17 protein-coding genes are annotated in these 18,469 nt (G+C 73.4%); 11 read left to right on the forward strand and 6 right to left on the reverse strand.

Translation table 11 applies throughout. From position 1 onward, the window contains the following. Positions 1-15 precede the first annotated feature (15 nt). The 4 genes from ACFVU3_RS16830 (at position 16) to ACFVU3_RS16845 (ending at position 3,194) form a co-directional block, all read left to right on the forward strand. On the forward strand, positions 16-1,014 hold the full coding sequence (locus ACFVU3_RS16830; protein WP_390066787.1) for a metal ABC transporter substrate-binding protein: 999 nt from the start codon (positions 16-18) through the stop codon (positions 1,012-1,014). After that, positions 1,011-1,802, forward strand: a complete 792-nt coding sequence (locus tag ACFVU3_RS16835) for a metal ABC transporter ATP-binding protein (protein WP_390066789.1) — start codon at positions 1,011-1,013, stop codon at positions 1,800-1,802. Before ACFVU3_RS16830 ends, ACFVU3_RS16835 begins: the two co-directional genes overlap by 4 nt. A 2-nt stretch (positions 1,803-1,804) precedes the next feature. Next, complete coding sequence (locus ACFVU3_RS16840; RefSeq protein ID WP_390066790.1) at positions 1,805-2,701, forward strand: metal ABC transporter permease; 897 nt, start codon at positions 1,805-1,807, stop codon at positions 2,699-2,701. A gap of 82 nt (positions 2,702-2,783) precedes the next feature. Then, entirely contained in the window at positions 2,784-3,194 is a 411-nt protein-coding gene (locus ACFVU3_RS16845; protein ID WP_360307538.1) for a Fur family transcriptional regulator, read from the forward strand. A 651-nt stretch (positions 3,195-3,845) separates the two neighbouring features. On the opposite strand, the gene ACFVU3_RS16850 is transcribed toward ACFVU3_RS16845, so the two are convergent. From ACFVU3_RS16850 to ACFVU3_RS16860, 3 genes are all read right to left on the reverse strand, one after another. Next, the gene (locus ACFVU3_RS16850; protein ID WP_361163318.1) at positions 3,846-4,670 is read right to left on the reverse strand and encodes an isoprenyl transferase; all 825 of its coding nucleotides are present in this window, start codon (positions 4,668-4,670) and stop codon (positions 3,846-3,848) included. Between the two features lie 13 nt (positions 4,671-4,683). Beyond that, entirely contained in the window at positions 4,684-5,433 is a 750-nt protein-coding gene (recO, locus tag ACFVU3_RS16855) for a DNA repair protein RecO (RefSeq protein WP_390066792.1), read from the reverse strand. A gap of 186 nt (positions 5,434-5,619) precedes the next feature. Continuing rightward, positions 5,620-5,835, reverse strand: coding sequence for a hypothetical protein (locus ACFVU3_RS16860; RefSeq protein ID WP_390066793.1), 216 nt, complete (start codon positions 5,833-5,835; stop codon positions 5,620-5,622). Between the two features lie 652 nt (positions 5,836-6,487). Between ACFVU3_RS16860 and ACFVU3_RS16865 the strand changes: the two genes are divergently transcribed. From ACFVU3_RS16865 to ACFVU3_RS16885, 5 genes are all read left to right on the forward strand, one after another. Continuing rightward, a complete protein-coding gene (locus tag ACFVU3_RS16865) occupies positions 6,488-7,003 on the forward strand; it encodes a hypothetical protein (RefSeq protein WP_390066794.1) in 516 nt (171 codons plus the stop codon). Between the two features lie 186 nt (positions 7,004-7,189). Beyond that, positions 7,190-8,002, forward strand: coding sequence for a hypothetical protein (locus ACFVU3_RS16870; RefSeq protein WP_390066795.1), 813 nt, complete (start codon positions 7,190-7,192; stop codon positions 8,000-8,002). A gap of 125 nt (positions 8,003-8,127) precedes the next feature. Further along, the gene (locus ACFVU3_RS16875) at positions 8,128-9,495 is read left to right on the forward strand and encodes an FAD-dependent oxidoreductase (RefSeq protein WP_390066797.1); all 1,368 of its coding nucleotides are present in this window, start codon (positions 8,128-8,130) and stop codon (positions 9,493-9,495) included. Between the two features lie 92 nt (positions 9,496-9,587). Further along, a complete protein-coding gene (locus ACFVU3_RS16880; RefSeq protein ID WP_390066798.1) occupies positions 9,588-11,237 on the forward strand; it encodes a LuxR C-terminal-related transcriptional regulator in 1,650 nt (549 codons plus the stop codon). Between the two features lie 79 nt (positions 11,238-11,316). Next, on the forward strand, positions 11,317-12,687 hold the full coding sequence (locus ACFVU3_RS16885) for an FAD-binding oxidoreductase (RefSeq protein WP_390066800.1): 1,371 nt from the start codon (positions 11,317-11,319) through the stop codon (positions 12,685-12,687). A 9-nt stretch (positions 12,688-12,696) separates the two neighbouring features. Here the strand turns inward: ACFVU3_RS16885 and ACFVU3_RS16890 are convergent, their stop codons facing one another. The 3 genes from ACFVU3_RS16890 to leuA form a co-directional block, all read right to left on the reverse strand. Beyond that, positions 12,697-13,389 carry a TerB family tellurite resistance protein gene (locus ACFVU3_RS16890; protein ID WP_390066802.1) on the reverse strand — a complete coding sequence of 231 codons (693 nt, stop codon included), beginning with the start codon at positions 13,387-13,389 and terminating at the stop codon, positions 12,697-12,699. Between the two features lie 127 nt (positions 13,390-13,516). Further along, complete coding sequence (locus ACFVU3_RS16895; protein ID WP_390066804.1) at positions 13,517-14,869, reverse strand: choice-of-anchor A family protein; 1,353 nt, start codon at positions 14,867-14,869, stop codon at positions 13,517-13,519. 229 nt (positions 14,870-15,098) lie between these two features. Then, positions 15,099-16,862, reverse strand: coding sequence for a 2-isopropylmalate synthase (leuA, locus tag ACFVU3_RS16900; RefSeq protein ID WP_390066806.1), 1,764 nt, complete (start codon positions 16,860-16,862; stop codon positions 15,099-15,101). Between the two features lie 293 nt (positions 16,863-17,155). On the opposite strand from leuA, the gene ACFVU3_RS16905 reads away from it, so the two are divergent. After that, complete coding sequence (locus tag ACFVU3_RS16905; RefSeq protein ID WP_390066808.1) at positions 17,156-18,199, forward strand: M4 family metallopeptidase; 1,044 nt, start codon at positions 17,156-17,158, stop codon at positions 18,197-18,199. 21 nt (positions 18,200-18,220) lie between these two features. Beyond that, a complete protein-coding gene (locus tag ACFVU3_RS16910) occupies positions 18,221-18,469 on the forward strand; it encodes a protealysin inhibitor emfourin (protein ID WP_390066809.1) in 249 nt (82 codons plus the stop codon).

The following is an 18,469-nucleotide window of genomic DNA, read 5'->3' on the forward strand; positions in this document are numbered from 1 at the left end:
TTGAAAATGAGTGTCATGAACGTACGCCGTCTGATACCCACCACCGCCGTCGCCGGAGCCGTCGCCCTCGGGCTCGTCACCCTCTCCGCCTGCGGTGGAAGCTCCTCGGCCGCCGACAAGGGGGCCGACGGCAAGCTGGACGTCGTCGCGTCGTTCTACCCCGTGCAGTACCTGGCCGAGCAGATAGGCGGCGGCCACGTGGCCGTCCAGACCCTGACCAAGCCCGGCGTCGAGCCCCACGACCTGGAGCTCAAGCCGCGCCAGATCGGCGAGCTCTCCGACGCCGACGTCCTCCTGTACCTCAAGGGCATCCAGCCCGCCGTCGACGAGGCCATCGCCCAGGCGGGCGTGGAGCACACCGTCGACGCCGCCGCCCTCACCACCCTCGAAGCCCACGACACCGGGGCCGGCGAAGGCCACGACCACGCCCACGAGGGCGAGGAGTCCCCCGAGGACGCGGCGCACGAGGACCACGACCACGGCTCCGAGGCCGGTACCGACCCGCACGTCTGGCTCGACCCCGTGAAGTACGCCGAGGTCGCCAAGGGCGTCGGCGCCGCCTTCGCGAAGGCCGACCCGGCCCACGCCGCCGACTACGAGAAGAACACCGCCGCCCTGGTGAAGAAGCTCGGCGCGCTGGACACCGAGTTCGAGACGGGCCTGAAGAACACCGCGACCCGCACCTTCATCACCACCCACTCCGCCTTCGGCTACCTCGCCGAGCGCTACCACCTGGAGCAGGAGGGCATCTCCGGCGTCGACCCCGAGTCCGAGCCGAGCCCCGCCCGCATCAAGCAGCTCCAGGACATCGCGCGGGAGGACAAGGTCAGCACCGTCTTCTTCGAGACGCTGGCCAGCGACAGGACCGCGAAGACCCTCGCGAAGGACACCGGCCTCGCGACCGACGTCCTCGACCCGCTGGAGGGAATCACGGACGCGTCCCGGGGCGACGACTACATCGAGGTCATGCGGTCGAACCTCGCCGCGCTGCAGAAGGCCCTCGGCGCCAAGTGACCACAGCACAGCAGGAGGCATCCGTGAGCGACGAGCCCGTCATCTCCGTCCGTGGCGCCACGGCGGCCCTCGGCGCCCGCCCCGTCCTCCGGGGCGTCGACCTCACCGTCCGGCGCGGCGAGGTCGTCGCCCTGCTCGGCGCCAACGGCTCCGGCAAGTCCACCGCCGTCCGCGCGATCATCGGCCAGGTGCCGCTGACCGGCGGCACCATCGAGCTGTTCGGCACCGGGCGGAAGCGGTTCCGCGACTGGGCCCGGGTCGGCTACGTGCCCCAGCGCACCACCGCCGCCGCCGGCGTCCCCGCCACCATCCGCGAGGTCGTCGCCTCCGGCCGGCTCTCCCGCCGCAGGTTCGGCTTCGCGACCAGGGCCGACAAGGCCGCCGTCGACCGGGCCATCGACCTCGTCGGCCTCGCCGACCGCGCCGGGGACTCCGTCTCCGCGCTCTCCGGCGGCCAGCACCAGCGGGTCCTCATCGCCCGCGCGCTCGCCTCCGAGCCCGAGCTCCTGATCATGGACGAGCCGATGGCCGGCGTGGACCTCGCCAGCCAGGAGGTGCTCGCCACCACCCTGCGCGAGCAGGTCGCCGGCGGCACCACCGTCCTCCTCGTCCTGCACGAGCTGGGCCCGCTGGAGCCCCTCATCGACCGCGCGGTCGTCCTGCGCGACGGCTGCGTCGTCCACGACGGCCCGCCGCCGGAGGCCCTCGGCCAGCACGCGCTGCCCGGCCACGACCACGTACATCCGCACGCGGCCGGCGAGCCGCTCCGCACGGGACTGCTGAGCTGACCATGGACTTCCTCGAACCCGCCTTCATGCAGCGGGCGCTGCTCGCGGCCGTGCTCGTCGGCATCACCGCGCCCGCCGTCGGCATCTACCTCGTCCAGCGCCGCCAGGCGCTGATGGGCGACGGCATCGGGCACGTCGCCATGACCGGTGTGGGCCTCGGCTTCCTGCTGAACTCCAGCCCGGTCTGGATGGCCACCGTCGTCGCCGTCGCCGGCTCGGTGGCGATGGAGCTGATCCGGGCGTACGGCAAGACCCGCGGCGACCTCGCGCTCGCGCTGCTCTTCTACGGCGGCATGGCGGGCGGCGTGCTGCTGATCAACCTCTCGCCGACCGGCTCCAACGCCAACCTCAGCTCGTACCTCTTCGGCTCGCTGTCCACGGTCTCCACCGAGGACGTCACGGCGATCAGCGTCCTCGCCGCCTTCGTCGTCCTGGTCACCGTCGGCCTGCGCAAGCAGCTCTTCGCGGTCAGCCAGGACGAGGAGTTCGCCCGCGTCACCGGCCTGCCGGTCCGCCTGCTCAACCTGCTGATCGCGGTCACGGCCGCGGTCACCGTCACGGTCGCCATGCGGGTCGTCGGCCTGCTGCTCGTCAGCGCGCTCATGGTGGTGCCGGTCGCCGCCGCCCAGCAGCTGTCGAAGTCCTTCCGCGCGACCTTCGTCGCCGCGGTGGCGACCGGTGTCACGGTCACCCTGGCGGGCACGGTCACCTCGTACTACCAGGACGTCCCGCCCGGCGCGACCATCGTCCTGTACGCGATCGGCGTCTTCGTCCTGCTGACCCTGCTCGCCACGCCGCTCGCCAAGCGGCGGGCCCGGGCCGCCCGGGCGGCCGCCGGGGACGGCTGCGCCACCCCGCTTCCGGGGGGCCGGCGACCGGCGGACGACGTCAAGGTCTGATCCGGGAGGTTCCGGGACTGCCCTCGGGGCAGAGGGGGACTGGCAGAATGGCGGGGGCAACGGATACATCTAGGAGGCCCCCGTGGCGACGGCAGGACCCCCCGTACGCGGCCGCTCCACCAGGCAGCGCGCCGCCGTGGCGGCAGCGCTGAGCGAGGTGGACGAGTTCCGCAGCGCCCAGGAGCTGCACGACATGCTCAAGCACCGCGGCGACTCCGTCGGCCTCACCACCGTCTACCGCACCCTCCAGTCCCTGGCGGACGCGGGCGAGGTGGACGCGCTGCGCACCAGCGACGGCGAGACCGTCTACCGCCGCTGCTCGTCGGACGACCATCACCACCACCTGGTCTGCCGCGCCTGCGGCAAGGCCGTCGAGGTCGAGGGTCCGATGGTCGAGCAGTGGGCCGAGGCGGTCGCGGCCGAGCACGGTTTCGTGAACGTGGCGCACACCGTCGAGATCTTCGGCACCTGCGCGGAGTGCGCGGCGAAGTGAGCTGAGACCTGACATACGTGGGGGGCCCGCACCGGACGATTCCGGTGCGGGGCCCCCCCCGGGGGGAGTCGCGGCTGGGGTGCCCGGGCACGGGGGCCCCGGGGCGGTCGACGTCGGCCGGGGCGGCGAGGCCGTGCTTGGGCAGGTAGGCGAAGCCGGAGCCGGTCCGCCGGGGGGTGAGCAGCACGAAGAGCCGGTCGGTCTCCACGTACCGGGTCAGCAGTCCCCAGCGGATGGCGGCGTCGGCCTCCCGCGCGGTCCACCGGACGCTCTCGGCGCCGGCGACCGCCCTGACCTCACCCCCCTGGGCGCGGGCGGCCCGGTAGAAGGTCTGGGCGACGGCCCAGGGCAGCAGGCGGATCAGGACGACGAGCCCGGCGCCGAGCCCCGCCATCTCGGCCACGGTCCCCGTGTCCGGGGCGCCCGGGAGCAGCAGCTCCAGGCCGGCCACCAGGAAGGCGAGGACCGCGGTGCCGTAGGCGATCCAGCGCAGCACCCGCCACCAGCGGGCCGCCCTCAGGCTGATCAGCACCGCCTCGCGCACGTCCACGAGGACGGCGGAGTAGGCGAGTTCGATCCGGTCGTGGACCGTGGAGTCGTCCGGTATCCCGTTCACGCGCCGGATCCTAGCGGCACCGCGCGGGGGCCTCCTCAGCCCTTGTCGAGGACGGCCAGGTCGGCCGGGTCCACTCCGCCGAAGCGGCGGTCGCGCTGGGCGAACTCGACGCAGGCGCGCCACAGGTCGCGGCGGTCGAAGTCGGGCCACAGCACGTCCTGGAAGACCATCTCGGCGTAGGCGCTCTGCCAGATCAGGTAGTTGGAGGTGCGCTGCTCGCCGCTGGGCCGCAGGAAGAGGTCCACGTCCGGCATGTCCGGGTAGTAGAGGTACTTCTGGATGGTCTTCTCGGTGATCTTCGACGGGTCGAGCCGGCCGGCCTTCACATCCTCGGCGAGCGCCTGCGCGGCGTCGGTGAGCTCGGCGCGGCCGCCGTAGTTCATGCAGAAGTAGAGCGTGAGCTTCGTGTTGTCCTTGGTCTGCTCCTGGGCGATCTGGAGCTCCTTGGCCACGGACTTCCACAGCTTGGGCATCCGGCCGACCCAGCGGACCCGGACCCCGAGGGAGTCGAGCTGGTCGCGGGACTTGCGGATGAAGTCGCGGTTGAAGTTCATCAGGAAGCGCACCTCCTCGGGCGAGCGCTTCCAGTTCTCGGTGGAGAAGGCGTACAGGGAGATCGATCCGACGCCCATCTCGATGGCGCCCTGGAGGACGTCGAGGACCTGCTCGGCGCCGACCTTGTGGCCCTCGGTGCGGGGCAGTCCGCGCTCCTTGGCCCAGCGGCCGTTGCCGTCCATGACGATCGCGACGTGTTCCGGCACGAGCTCGGACTGGAGCTTCGGCGGGCGGGCGCCGGACGGGTGCGGCTCGGGGGTGCTGTACTCCCGACGCTGGCGCCCGAGGAGTCGTGCGATGGCCATGGCGTGGTCTCTCCTAGCTTTTCTCTACATAACGCAGGGAGCGCAGGCCGCGCTCCAGGTGCCAGTGCAGATAGGCGGACACGAGTCCGCTGCCCTCCCTGACGTGACGCGGCTCGCACGCGTCCGCCGTCGCCCAGTCGCCGGTGAGCAGCGCGCTGAGCAGGCCGATGGCCTCCGCTGAGGGTACGACGCTTCCGGGCACCCGGCAGTCGCCGCATATGACGCCGCCCGCGGCGACCGAGAAGAACCGGTTCGGACCGTCGAGTCCGCATTTGGCGCAGTCCGAGAAGGAGGGCGCGTAGCCGTTCACGGCGAGGGAGCGGAGCAGGAAGGCGTCGAGGATGAGGTGGGGGGCGTGCTCGCCCCGGGCCAGGGTCCGCAGCCCGCCGACGAGCAGCAGGTACTGCTGGACGGCCGGCTCGCCCTCGTGGTCGGTGAAGCGTTCCGCCGTCTCCAGCATCGCGGTGCCGGCGGTGTAGCGGGCGTAGTCGGTGACGATGCCGCCGCCGTACGCGGCGATCGTCTCGCTCTGGGTGCAGAGCGGCAGCCCGCGTCCGATCAGCTCACTCCCGCGGGCGAAGAACTGCACGTCCACGTGGGAGAACGGTTCGAGACGCGCGCCGAACTTGGACTTGGTGCGCCGCACGCCGCGCGCGACGGCGCGCACGCGGCCGTGCCCGCGCGTGAGGATCGTGATGATGCGATCCGCTTCGCCCAGCTTCTGGGTGCGCAGCACGATGCCGTCGTCGCGGAACAGACTCATGGGCCCATTCTCCCGTACGCCGGGCCGGTCCCGGCCGCCCGCGCGGACGGGGGCGCGCGCGAGGGGCCGCGGGCCCGGTCTCGGCGGGGCTCCGGGGCGGCGGAGGGGCCGGGGCGGAGGGCCGGGCCGGGGCGGAGGAGTCGGGCGGGGGCGGAGGGGGCGGGGCGGCGGAGGGGGCCGGGGGGTTCAGGGGACCTCTCCGCGGCTGCGGGCGTTGACGTGGGCGGTGGCGGCGCTGAGGCGCTCGGCCGAGGTGGCCTCGCGGACCTCCTCGGGCGCCACGTCCCACTCGCGCCCGCCGCCGAGCGGGCGGATCTGGACGTAGGGGCCCTCGTGCCCCATCACCCTCGCGACCCGCCCGGTGCGGATCTCCACGACGTACGCCCCGATCGGCAGTGCCATGACCGGCCCTCCTCCCCGGCGGTCCGGGTCCGGCGGCGGGCCGGGCCGGGTCCGCCGTGCGGTGTCCCTTGCGAACGAGCGGCCGCGGGGACGACGGAGCCGCGGTCCGGACGCCGGGGCCGGGCGGGGGATTCCCTCCGCGCCGTTCCCGCGCATTTCCGGCTCCGCGTGCCGCGCCGCTCCGACTACACCCGTGGCCGTTCTCTTCTGGTGTCTTCCTTCACCAACGTATGCCTTTCTGAATCCATTTCCCGCTTCCCCACTCCCGGCCGGCCGGTGATCCGTAGAATCGTCGGACGCACCAAGGGAGTTCGGGACGTTCCCGCACGCCACCGGGGCGGGATGTTCGAGCGGATCATTCGATTCGCGGCCGTCGGGTCGGTCGCGGAATCGGCGAAGTCCCGGAAATCCGGGGGAATCTCGAACGGCCGTGCCGGGGCGCCGTGGAATTCCCGCCCCGGCTCCCCGCGTTTTCGTTCCGGCGCACGCCGGGGCGCGCGAAGGGGGCGCACGGAACGGTCCCGGCGGGGCCGGCCCGGAGACCCGGACGTGGTGCGGGGCGGGCCGGTGCCCCTACGATCGGCGCGGGAGCGTCGCCCTGTCGCCCGGAGACGCCCCGGGGACGACCGACGGCGGCGGAGGAATGCGGACGATGACGGCCACCCCCTCTCTGGTCCTGCGCGGTGGCGAATCGGTTCTCCGCTTCGCGGGCGGGCCGGTGACCCTGCACCGCCCGGACAAGGAACACCACATACCGCTGGCGGCGATCTCGTTCGTCCACGCCGAGGGCCGGTCCGTCGCGATCGTCCTGACCGCGTCAGGCGCGAACGAGCCGACGATCTACCGGGTCACCGACGTCAGCGAGGACGGCGCGCTCGCCTTCGCGGACGCCGTGACCGCCGCCCTGCCCGAGGTCCCGGCCCCCGACGGCGCCGCGCTCGTCACGACCCGCGCGCCCCGCGCCCCGGAGCCCCGCCGCGCCCCCGGGAAGGGGATCGCCGCCGCGGTCGCCGCGGTGGCGGCCGTCCTGGGCGTGCTCCTCGCGCTGAACGCCCCCCAGGGTGCGTACGCGCCGCTGTTCTGGCTCGTCCCTCCGGTCGCCGCCGCCGGCGGGTTCCTGGCGTGCACGCGGGGCGGCGCGGCCCGCCGCCGACAGCGGGACGGGTGAGGCGACGGCCCCGGACGGGGCCTTCGCGACAGCGGCGGCCGGCACGGGGCGACGGCCGGCGCGACGGCGGCCCACGGGTCCCGGCGGGGTGGTGACGGGAGGGCGCCGGCGGGGTGGCGGCCGGAGGGCCGGCCCGGCGGCGCGAGGGTGCTGACACGGCACACCACCCCCCTTACGATCATGCTCATGCCGATACCCCTCTCCGCCTTCCCCGTCCTCCGGGGCAGCGGTGGCGCCGTCCTGACCGTGGAGGACCTGGGCCTGGTCCTCGACCTCCCCCGCGAGCAGATCACCTTCACCCCCGACGGCCTCGGCCGGCTGCGGGCGGAGGGGCGGACCCTCCTGATCGAGCTGCGGGCGAGGAAGGGGACGACGCCGGTCGTCCACCGGATCGACGACGTGGACGAGGCGGACGCGGCCGTCCTCGCCGACGAGATGAACGCGCTGCTGGCGAAGCGGGTGGACGACGACGACGTCGACGGAACCCCGTTCGCCCTGATCCGCCACCTGGGCCCGACCTGGCGGAAGGGCTTCCACCGCCGGCTCCTGCGGGGCGTGCTCGGCCACCTGCTGGCGCTGATCGTCCTGGGGGTGGCCGCCGGCGCGACGGGCCACTGGGACGTGGTCGTCATGGAGATCCCGCTGGGCGGCCTCGGCTGGCTGTGCCTCGCCTTCGGCTGGTACGGGGCCGGGCGCAGCCGGCGCGAGAGGTGGCTGCGCCGGCACGGCGTCCTGGCCACCGCCGTCCGGACCACGACCCGGGGCGGGTACATGTACCCCGACGGGACCGGCGCCTACCGCGGCTTCCTGCACGGCGAGGACGACCCGTCCCTCACCGTGGCCTTCCCGGCGGACGAACCGGGTGACGTGCTGGTGCTGTCCAAGCCGTTCACCGACGCGGTGAACTCCCTCGCCGGCCCCTTCCTCCTCTTCGGCTCGGCCCTCCTGACGATCGGCCTCGCGGCGCTCGCGGGCGCCAGCTTCACAGGAGCCCTTTGAGAAGTCATAAGCTCGCCTTATGGGGGCATAGACCGGGGTCGGGTACCACTCTTCGCCGGATGTTAATTAGGGTGGCCTAAGTGTCGGCGGCTCCGCCGCACGCCGTATGCGAAGGGAACCCAGTCATGCCCCGCCCCCTCCGGGTCGCGATCGTCGGCGCCGGCCCCGCCGGCATCTACGCCGCCGACGCGCTGCTGAAGTCCGACACCGCCACCGAGCCGGGCGTGTCCATCGACATCTTCGAGCGGATGCCGGCCCCCTTCGGCCTCATCCGCTACGGCGTCGCCCCCGACCACCCGCGGATCAAGGGCATCATCACCGCCCTCCACCAGGTCCTCGACAAGCCGCAGGTCCGCCTCTTCGGCAACGTGAACTACGGCACCGACATCCACCTCGACGACCTGCGCTCCTTCTACGACGCGGTGGTCTTCTCGACCGGCGCCATGTTCGACCGCGAGCTGAGGATCCCCGGCGTCGAGCTGGACGGCTCCTTCGGCGCCGCAGACTTCGCCTCCTGGTACGACGGCCACCCGGACGTCCCGCGCACCTGGGACCTGTCCGCCGAGAAGGTCGCCGTCCTCGGCGTCGGCAACGTGGCACTCGACGTCGCCCGCATCCTCGCCAAGACCGCCGAGGAGCTGCTGCCGACCGAGATCCCGGCCAACGTCCACGAGGGCCTGAAGGCCAACAAGGCCGTCGAGATCCACGTCTTCGGCCGCCGCGGCCCGGCCCAGGCCAAGTTCAGCCCCATGGAGCTGCGCGAGCTCGACCACTCGCCGAACATCGAGGTCATCGTCAACCCCGAGGACATCGACTACGACGAGGGCTCGATCGCCGAGCGCCGCAAGAACAAGCAGACCGACATGGTCGCCAAGACCCTGGAGAACTGGGCGATCCGCGACGTCGGCGACCGCCCGCACAAGCTCTTCCTGCACTTCTTCGAGTCCCCGGTCGAGATCCTCGGCGAGAACGGCGAGGTCGTCGGCCTGCGCACCGAGCGCACCGAGCTCGACGGCACCGGCAACGTCAAGGGCACCGGCGTCACCACCGACTGGGACGTCCGGTCCGTCTACCGCGCCGTCGGCTACCTCTCCGACGAGCTGCCCAAGCTGCCCTGGGACACCGTCAGCGGCACCGTCCCGGACCAGGGCGGCCGCGTGATGGAGGGCGACGAGCCCATGGCCTCCACCTACGTCACCGGCTGGATCCGCCGCGGCCCGGTCGGCCTCATCGGCCACACCAAGGGCGACGCCAACGAGACCGTCGCGAACCTCCTGGAGGACTTCGCCGCCGGCCGGCTCCTCACCCCGGCCAGCCCGGAGACCGACGCGATCGTCGGCTTCCTGGAGGGCAAGGGCCTCACCTACACGACGTGGGAGGGCTGGTACGCGCTCGACGCCGCCGAGAAGGCGCTCGGCGAGCCGGAGGGCCGCGAGCGCGTGAAGATCGTCGAGCGCGAGGACATGCTCCGCGCGAGCGGCGCCATCGGCTGACGCGGCACGACACCGTGAGGGAGGGGGCATCCACCGGGTGCCCCCTCCCCGCGTCCGGTCCTACGCTGGAAGGACCGGAAGGGGTGAGGCCCGTGTCCGCACCCGTGATCGACCGCGCCGGCCGGGCCCGGGACGCGGTGGCCCGGGAAGCCTGGGCCGAGGCGTACGCCCTGCTGCACGCCCGCGACCGGCACCCGGACGAGGCGCTGACCCCCGAGGACCTCGGCGCGCTCTCCGACGCCGCCTGGTGGTCCGGGCACCTCGACGAGTCCGTCGCCGCCCGGCTGCGGGCGCACTCCGCCCATGTGGCGGCCGGAGACCACCGGGGCGCGGGGCTGGCCGCCTGGTGGCTCCACTACGAGTACGAGGGGCTGGGCCGGCCCGCCGTCGCGGCCGGCTGGCTGCACCGCGCCCGCCACCACCTGGACGGCCTGCCGGCCTGCCCCGAGCAGTCCTTCCTCGCCTGGGCCGACGCCGAGGAGGCCACCGCCCGCGGGGACGGGGCCGCCGCGCTGGCCGCCACCGGCCGCATGACCCGCCTCGCCGAAGCCTCCGGCAGCCCCGACCTGCTGGCCCTCAGCCGCCAGGCGTCCGCCGCCGCCCTGCTCGCCCAGGGCCGCCGCGCGGAGGGTCTCGCCCTCCTCGACGAGGCGATGTGCGCGGCCGCCGCCGGCGAGCTGAGCGGCGTCTTCACCGGCTGGCTGTACTGCCTGGCCCTCACCCAGTGCATGGAGGCCGCCGACCTCGGCCGGGCCGTCGAGTGGACCCGTACCGCGATGGAGTGGTGCGCCACGACGGACGACGGCGGGAACCCCTTCCGCGGGGTGTGCCGGGCCCACCGGGTCGAGGTCCTGGACCTCGTCGGGGAGTGGCCGGCCGCCGAGGACGAGGCCCGGCGGGCCTGCCGCGAGGTGCCGGTGGACTGCCTGGAGGCGGCGGCCGCCGCGTACTGCGCCGCCGGAGACGTGCAGCGCCGGCAGGGCCGCCTCGACGAGGCCGCCCGCTCCTACGCCCACGCCCACGAACTGGGCCGGCTCCCCCAGCCGGGCCTCGCCCTGCTGCGGCTCGCCCAGGGCCACGCGGACGCGGCGGCGGCCGGGCTGCGGCTCGCGCTGGCCTGCCAGGACGCCCGCCACGGACCGCTGGCCCGGGCCCGGCTCCTCGCCGCCTCGGCCGAGGTCGCCCTCGCCGCCGGAGCCGTGCCGGACGCGGCGGACGCGGCGGCGGAGCTCGACGCCCTGGCCGGTGACGTGCCCCTGCTGCGCGCCCTCGCCGACACGGCGGCCGGGGCGGTGGCCCTGGCCGAGAGCCCCGGGGAGGCGCTGCCCGTCCTGCGGCGGGCGCTGGACGGGTGGCTGCGGCTGCGGGTGCCGTACGAGGCGGCGCAGGTGCGGATGCTGATCGCCGCGGCCGACCGGGCCGCCGGGGACCAGGAGGCCGCCCGGCTGGAGCTGGCCTTCGCCCGGGACGGCTTCGAGCGGCTCGGGGCCGCGCCGGACGCCCGCCGGGCCGCGGCGCTGCTGACGTCGGCGTCCCGGCGCCGGCTGCCGGGCGGGCTGACCGCCCGGGAGGCCGAGGTGCTGCGGCTGGTCGCCGGCGGGGCGACGAACAAGGGCGTCGCCCGGACCCTCGTCATCAGCGAGCACACGGTCGCCCGGCACCTCAACAACATCTTCGCCAAGGCGGGCGTCTCCTCCCGCGCCGCCGCGACCGCCTACGCCTACGCGCACGGCCTGGTCTGAACGGCCCACACGGCGGTGGCCCCCGGAATGGGCGGTCCGGGCGATGCGGCCGCCGGCCCGGCCCGCGTACACCGGGAGCATGACCACTTCGACGGACACCCTGGACGCGCTCCGCGGTGCCGTGCGCGGCACCGTCGTCGCCCCCGGCGACCCCTCGTACGAGGAGTCCCGGCGGGTCTACAACGCCCTGCACGACCGCCGTCCCGCCGTCGTCGTCCACGCCGTGGACGCCGGCGACGTGGTCGCGGCGGTCCGCCACGCGCGGGAGCACGGGCTCCCGCTCGCGGTGCGCGGCGGGTCGCATTCGGTCGCCGGCTTCTCCACGGTCGACGACGGCCTGGTGGTGGACCTCTCCCCGATGCGGGAGGTGCGGGTCGCCCCGGAGGACCGGACGGCCCGGGCCGGCGGCGGCGCCACCTGGGGCGGCTTCGACCACGCCACCCACGCCTTCGGGCTCGCCACCACCGGCGGGGTGATCTCCTCGACCGGGATCGCCGGACTGACCCTGGGCGGCGGCATGGGCCACCTCGCCCGCCGGTACGGGCTGAGCTGCGACAACCTGACCGGCGCGGAGGTCGTCACCGCCGACGGCACCCTCGTCTCCTGCGACGCCGACCGCCGGCCCGACCTGTTCTGGGCGCTGCGCGGCGGCGGCGGGAACTTCGGGGTGGTGACCGAGTTCGTCTACCGGCTGCATCCGCTGTCGGACGTGTTCGGCGGGCTGACCTGCTATCCGCTGGACGACGCGGTGATCCGCGCCTGGTACGAGGCGGCCACCGCCGCGCCCGAGGAGCTGAACATCATCCTGGTGCTGGCCCTCGGCCCCGAGGAACCGTTCCTGCCGGAGCGCTGGCACGGGCGCCCGATCTGCGCCGCCTTCACCTGCTTCAGCGGCCCGCGCGACCGGGACGGGAAGGTCCTGGCCCTGCTGGACGGGCTGGGGCCGGTGGTGGGCCGGTTCATGGACCGGATGCCGTACCCGGTGATCAACACGCTCTTCGACGAGCAGCTGCCCGCCGGGCTCCTCCACTACTGGAAGGGGAACTTCAGCGCCGGCCTGACCGCCGGGGCCGCCGCCGTGCACGCCGAGTACGGCGCGACCATGCCGACCATGGAGTCGGACACCGCGCTCTTCCCGATCGACGGGGCCTGCCACCGCACCGGCCCGGAGGAGACCGCCTTCGCCTACCGGGACGCGGACGTCTCGCACTCCTTCGGCGCGACCTGGACCGACCCGTCCGGGACGGAGGCCAACGTGGCCTGGACCCGCGCCTACGACCGGGCGCTGCGCCCGCACACCGAGGCCGGCGGCTACGTGAACTTCATGGACACCGACGACCAGGACCGGGTCCGGGTGAACTACCGGCAGAACTACGACCGGCTGCGCGAGGTGAAGCGCCGCTACGACCCCGACAACGTGTTCCGGCTCAACCAGAACATCGTGCCCTGAGGCCCGGGCTCAGGAGACCGTCCGGGCGGAGGCGAGCAGCCGCAGGACGTCCTCGGGCGGGAGGCCGAGCGCCGTCCCGACGGTGCCCAGGACCTCCTGCTCGGCCGGGCTGTAGCCGCCGTCGGCGAGGGCGATCCGGGCGGCCTGGAGCAGCAGCGCCTCGCGTCCGGCGGGCTCCAGGTGCGGGGTGAGCGGGGCGACCGCCTCGTGGATCTCGATGGCGAGGAGGGCGCCCTCGGGGTTGATCTCCGGCATGAAGCGGCCGGTGTCGGCCTCCAGCGCCTCGACCAGGTCGACGAGCTGGACGGCCGTGCAGTCGGCGTAGCCGGCGGACCGGACGGCGTGCACGGCCCGGTCGAGGACCTCGCGGGAGCCGGTGCCGCCCGCCGCCAGCACGGCGAGGGCGACGGTGTGGACGGCGTCCCGCAGCATCCCGGAGAAGCGGCCGGTGGTCGGCCGCTCCAGCACCTCGGTGCCGAAGCGGGTGTGGCAGGCGGCGCACTCCACGACCGGCCCGGTACAGCCCCGGGGCACCAGCGGGACGCCGAGGACGGCGAACCGGCGGCGGCCGGTGCGCCGCCGGTAGCCGCGGTCGCCGCCGCACTCCTCGCAGAAGAACTCGCCGTCGCCGATGGTGTTCCAGGAAGTGCGGATGCCGCAGACGGTCAGCTTCCCACCACGTGTTTTCCGGGCAGAACGCACGCGCACCTCCTCAACGGCCCGGCTGCACTGCCGGTGCGTTGGCGTGATGTTAGCCACATCCATGATGTGGCGTCAGCACCTCGTCCGTACTTCGCACCGGAGATGGCCGAGACACGACACCGGGGTTTCAGGCCCGGCGGCGGCGCTTCGCGAAGGCCAGGAAGCCTCCGCCGAGCAGCAGGGCGCCCACGGCGGCCCCGATGACACCGGGCCCGATGGCCGAACCGGTCGTCGCGAGATCACCCTCCGGAGTGGTCGCGGACGGGGCGGGCGCCGGTCCGGTCTCCTCGGGGGTCCCGGCCGGGGCGGTGCTCGCGGAGGGGGTGCCGGAGGGCGTCTCCGCGGACGCCGGCGGGGTGGTCTCCGGGGCGCCGGGGGCCGAGGTGGCGGGCGCGGGGGCCGAGGTGGTGGCGGCGGGCGGCTCGGTGGTGGCCGGCTGGGTGGGGACCGGGGTGTCGGTCGGCTTCGGGGTCTCCGGGGTGACGACCGGGCCGGGGGTGGTCTTCCCGGGGAGGCAGCCGGCGAAGGTCATCTGGTGGGTCTCGGCGCCGGGCACGGTGACGAGGTTCTTCGCGATCACGGCGCCGTTGACGTGGCCGGGGCCGACGCCGGGGCCGCCCATGTGGACGGTGGCGCCGGGGGCGAGGATCGTGCCGGGCCAGGAGGTGTAGTTCTTCTTCACCGTGGTGGCCTGCGGGAAGTTCCACAGCAGCTTGGAGCGGATGGTGCGGTACGCCTGGTCCGGCACGTTGTAGTCGTCGACGACGGGCAGCCCGCCGGCGAGGTTCTTGTAGTAGACGCCGTAGGTGGCGTTGGTGTTCATGTCGTACGTGGCGCCGAGCACGTTCACCAGGGTCGAGGCGCCGACCGGCACGTCCAGGGTGATCGCGCGGGCCTTCTGGAGGTCGGCGGCGTCCACGGCGAAGACGTTGAGCGTGGCGTCGGCGCCGGTGAGGAAGAGGCCGTCGCCGGAGGCGGAGACGGTGCCGTTGGGCTTCTCGCCCGCCCAGCCGGAGGAGAGGGCGCGCAGGTTCGCGAACTCCTTGCCGAAGTCGACCGGGGAGGCGCCCTCGGCGATCGGGCCGTCGACGCCGAAGTTCTTGCCGCCGGAGGCGTTCACGACCTTGCCGGCGATGCCGGTGCCCTTGGTGATGACGACCTGGTTGGCGGTCAGGGTGCCGCCGACGACGAGGCTGTGGCCGCCGGGGAGCTTCCCGAGGTCGCCGGGGGTGAGCTGGTAGCCGACCGAGAAGCCGGACGGCGCCGCCGGGTCGCCGAAGGTCGCGTCGCCGCCGACCGCCACCGCGCCCTCGGAGTCGGAGTGCCGGACCGAGTCGCCCTCGACGAACTCCGCGTAGAGCCCGGCCGTGCCGAGCGGATTCGGCGTGCATTCGGCGGGGTCGGCGGAAGCGGCGGGGGCCCAGGCGAGGGCGGCTCCGGTCACCGCGAGGACGGTGGCCACGGCAGCGGACGTGCGCATGCGGAACTCCAGGTCAGGGAGTGCGGGGGAGGGAAGGTGTGGGGGTCCCGTGGGGAGTGGTCTGTACCATCCGTCACACCGTGATGTGCCGTCAACTCACCCCATATGACACTGATTCCGACATCTCTGAATGATCTTCCTTAAGCGCACCTGAAACCGTGACGCACCTCACAAAAAGACGGCGCCCCGCCCCCTCGTGGAGGGGCGGGGCGCCGTACCGGGCGTGAGGTCAGCGCGCCGAGCGGTTGACCGCGGAGATGACCGCCTTCAGCGAGGCGCGGGTGGTGTTGGCGTCGATGCCGATGCCCCACAGCACGCGCCCGTCGATGGCGCACTCGATGTACGAGGCGGCCTGCGCGGAGGCGCCCTCGCTCATGGTGTGCTCCTGGTAGTCCAGCAGGCGGGCGTCCACGCCGACCGACTGCAGGGCGTCGAAGAAGGCGGAGATCGGGCCGTTGCCGGAGCCGGTCAGGACGGTGTCGGTGCCGTCGACGACCGCCTCGACGCGCAGCGTGTCGGTGCCGTCCGTGTCCGAGGTGGACTGGCCGGAGCGCAGCTGGATGCGGCCCCAGGCGTTGTCCGGGTTGGGCAGGTACTCGTCCTGGAAGACGGACCAGATCTGCGCCGGGGTGACCTCGCCGCCCTCGGCGTCGGTCTTGGCCTGGATGATCCGGGAGAACTCGATCTGCATCCGGCGGGGCAGGTCCAGCTTGTGGTCGTTCTTCAGGACGTAGGCGATGCCGCCCTTGCCGGACTGCGAGTTGACCCGGATGACGGCCTCGTAGGAGCGGCCGACGTCCTTGGGGTCGATGGGCAGGTACGGGACGGCCCACTCGATGTCGTCGACGGTCCTGCCCTGGGCGGCCGCGTCCGCCTCCATGGCGTCGAAGCCCTTCTTGATGGCGTCCTGGTGGGAGCCGGAGAAGGCGGTGTAGACCAGGTCGCCCGCGTAGGGGTGGCGCGGGTGGACCTCCATCTGGTTGCAGTACTCGCTGGTGCGGCGGATCTCGTCGATCTGCGAGAAGTCGATCTGCGGGTCGACGCCCTGGCTGAACAGGTTCATGCCCAGGGTGACCAGGTCGACGTTGCCGGTCCGCTCGCCCTGGCCGAACAGGCAGCCCTCGATGCGGTCGGCGCCGGCCATGATGGCCAGCTCGGCGGCGGCGACGGCGGTGCCGCGGTCGTTGTGCGGGTGGACCGACAGGCAGACGTGCTCGCGCCGGGTCAGGTTCCGGGACATCCACTCGAAGCGGTCCGCGTGCGTGGAGGGGGTCGAACGCTCCACGGTGGCGGGCAGGTTGAGGATGATCTCGCGGCCGGGGCCGGGCTGCCAGACGTCGCAGACGGCCTCGCAGACCTCCAGGGCGAAGTCCAGCTCGGTGTCGGTGAAGATCTCCGGGCTGTACTGGTAGCCGAAGGTGGTCTCCGGACCCAGCAGCTTCTCGGCGTACTCCATCACCAGGCGGGTGCCGTCGACGGCGATCTGCTTGATGTCGTCCTTGGAGCCGCGGAAGACGACCCGGCGGAAGGTCGGCGCGGTGGCGTTGTACAGGTGGACGGTGGCGCGGTGGGCGCCGACCAGGGACTCCACCGTCCGCTCGATCAGGTCCTCGCGGGCCTGGGTCAGGACGGAGATGGTGACGTCGTCCGGGATCGCGCCCTCTTCGATGATGGAGCGGACGAAGGCGAAGTCGGTCTCGCCGGAGGACGGGAAGCCGACCTCGATCTCCTTGTAGCCCAGGCGTACCAGCAGGTCGAACATCTCGCGCTTGCGGGCCGGGGACATCGGGTCGATCAGGGCCTGGTTGCCGTCGCGCAGATCGGTCGACAGCCAGCGGGGCGCCTGGGTGATGCGCCGCTCGGGCCAGGTGCGGTCGGGGATCTCGACGGCCTCGTACCGGCCGTACTTGTGGATCGGCATCCCGGACGGCTGCTGCGTGTGCGTCGCGTTGGTGACGGGCGTGGGCCGGCTGACGAACGGAGACTGGGACATTGCGTAGGGCTCCTCGGGTCCTTCCAGGGGGACGGCCGACTGTCGAACGCAGCACCGAAACCCGCGGGGAGGGGGTCGGCCTACGACTACAGGCCCTCGCCGCGGCAGCTAAGGAGAAGCAGCCCGAAACGCATGATGTGCGTCACCATAGCCGAGGACCGGGGAAGGCGGACGTCCTGTTTCAGTATGCGGGACGGCCGTGTCGTCAAGGCCGAATGGTGACCCATCACTCCATTTCGCCAATCCTCGTCGCCGCTCGTGACAAGCCGGTCACTCCCTGCCACATTGCCGGTATGACCTCCCCCTTCTGCACGATCGTGCCGCCCCACCTCCTGGAGCACCTCGCGGCCTCGGAGAACCCGGCCGTCGCGGCCGCCGCCCGCCGCACCCTGATCGCCGACGCCTCGGCCCGTACGGCCCGGGTCCTCCCCCGCCCCTCCGCCGCCCCGCCCGGCGCGCCGGCGGAGCCCGCGGCCCCGCGCCGCACCGTCCACGACGCGCGGCGCCGCACCGACCTGCCCGGCGTGAAGGTCCGCGACGAGGGCGAGGAGCCGACCGCCGACGCCACCGTCAACCGGGCGTACGCGGGCCTGGGCGCCACCTTCGCGCTCTTCCGGGACGCCTTCGGCCGCGACTCGATGGACGGGGCGGGGCTGCCGCTGATCGCGACCGTCCACTACGACGAGAAGTACGGCAACGCCTTCTGGAACGGCGAGCAGATGGTGTTCGGCGACGGCGACGACGAGATCTTCCTCGACTTCACCCTCCCCGTGGACGTCATCGGGCACGAGCTGGCCCACGGCTTCACGCAGTACACGGCGAACCTGGAGTACTTCAGCCAGTCCGGCGCGCTCAACGAGTCCGTCTCCGACGTCTTCGGCGCGCTGGTGAAGCAGCACGCGCTGGGCCAGACCGCCGAGCAGGCCGACTGGCTGATCGGCGAGGGCCTCTTCCACCCCAGCGTGGAGGGGACGGCGCTGCGCTCGATGAAGGCGCCGGGCACCGCGTACGACGACGACGTGCTCGGCAAGGACCCGCAGCCCGCCCACATGGACGACTACGTGCGCACGAGCCGGGACAACGGCGGGGTGCACATCAACTCCGGCATCCCGAACCACGCCTTCTACCTGGTGGCGACCGAGCTCGGCGGGCACGCCTGGGAGCGCGCCGGGCTGATCTGGTACGACGTGATGACGGGCGGGGCGCTCGCCCCCGAGACCCGCTTCGCCGAGTTCGCGGCGGCGACGGTGGCGGCGGCGAAGGCCCGGTACGGCGACGCGGCGGAGATCCAGGCCGTCATGAAGGCGTGGGCGGCCGTGGGTGTACCGACCGACTGAGCCGGCTGGTAGACAGGGCCCATGCGGATTCGAGTGCGGCGCACCGGTGGCTTCGCGGGCATCGAGCGGACGGCGGAGGTGGAGGTCACGGGCCCCGAGTGGGAGTCCCTGGCCTCCGCCGTCCTCGCGGGCCCGGAGCCCGGCCGGGTCGTCCCGGACGGCTTCTCCTACGAGATCACGGTCGACGGCCGGACCGTGAGGTGCGCCGACCCGCACCTCACGGACGCCCAGCGGACGCTGGTGACGAGGGTCCTCAAGGAGGGCGCGTGA

Origin of the sequence: Streptomyces sp. NPDC058052 (genome assembly GCF_042885515.1) — a bacterium.
Classification (GTDB): Bacteria; Actinomycetota; Actinomycetes; order Streptomycetales; family Streptomycetaceae; genus Streptomyces.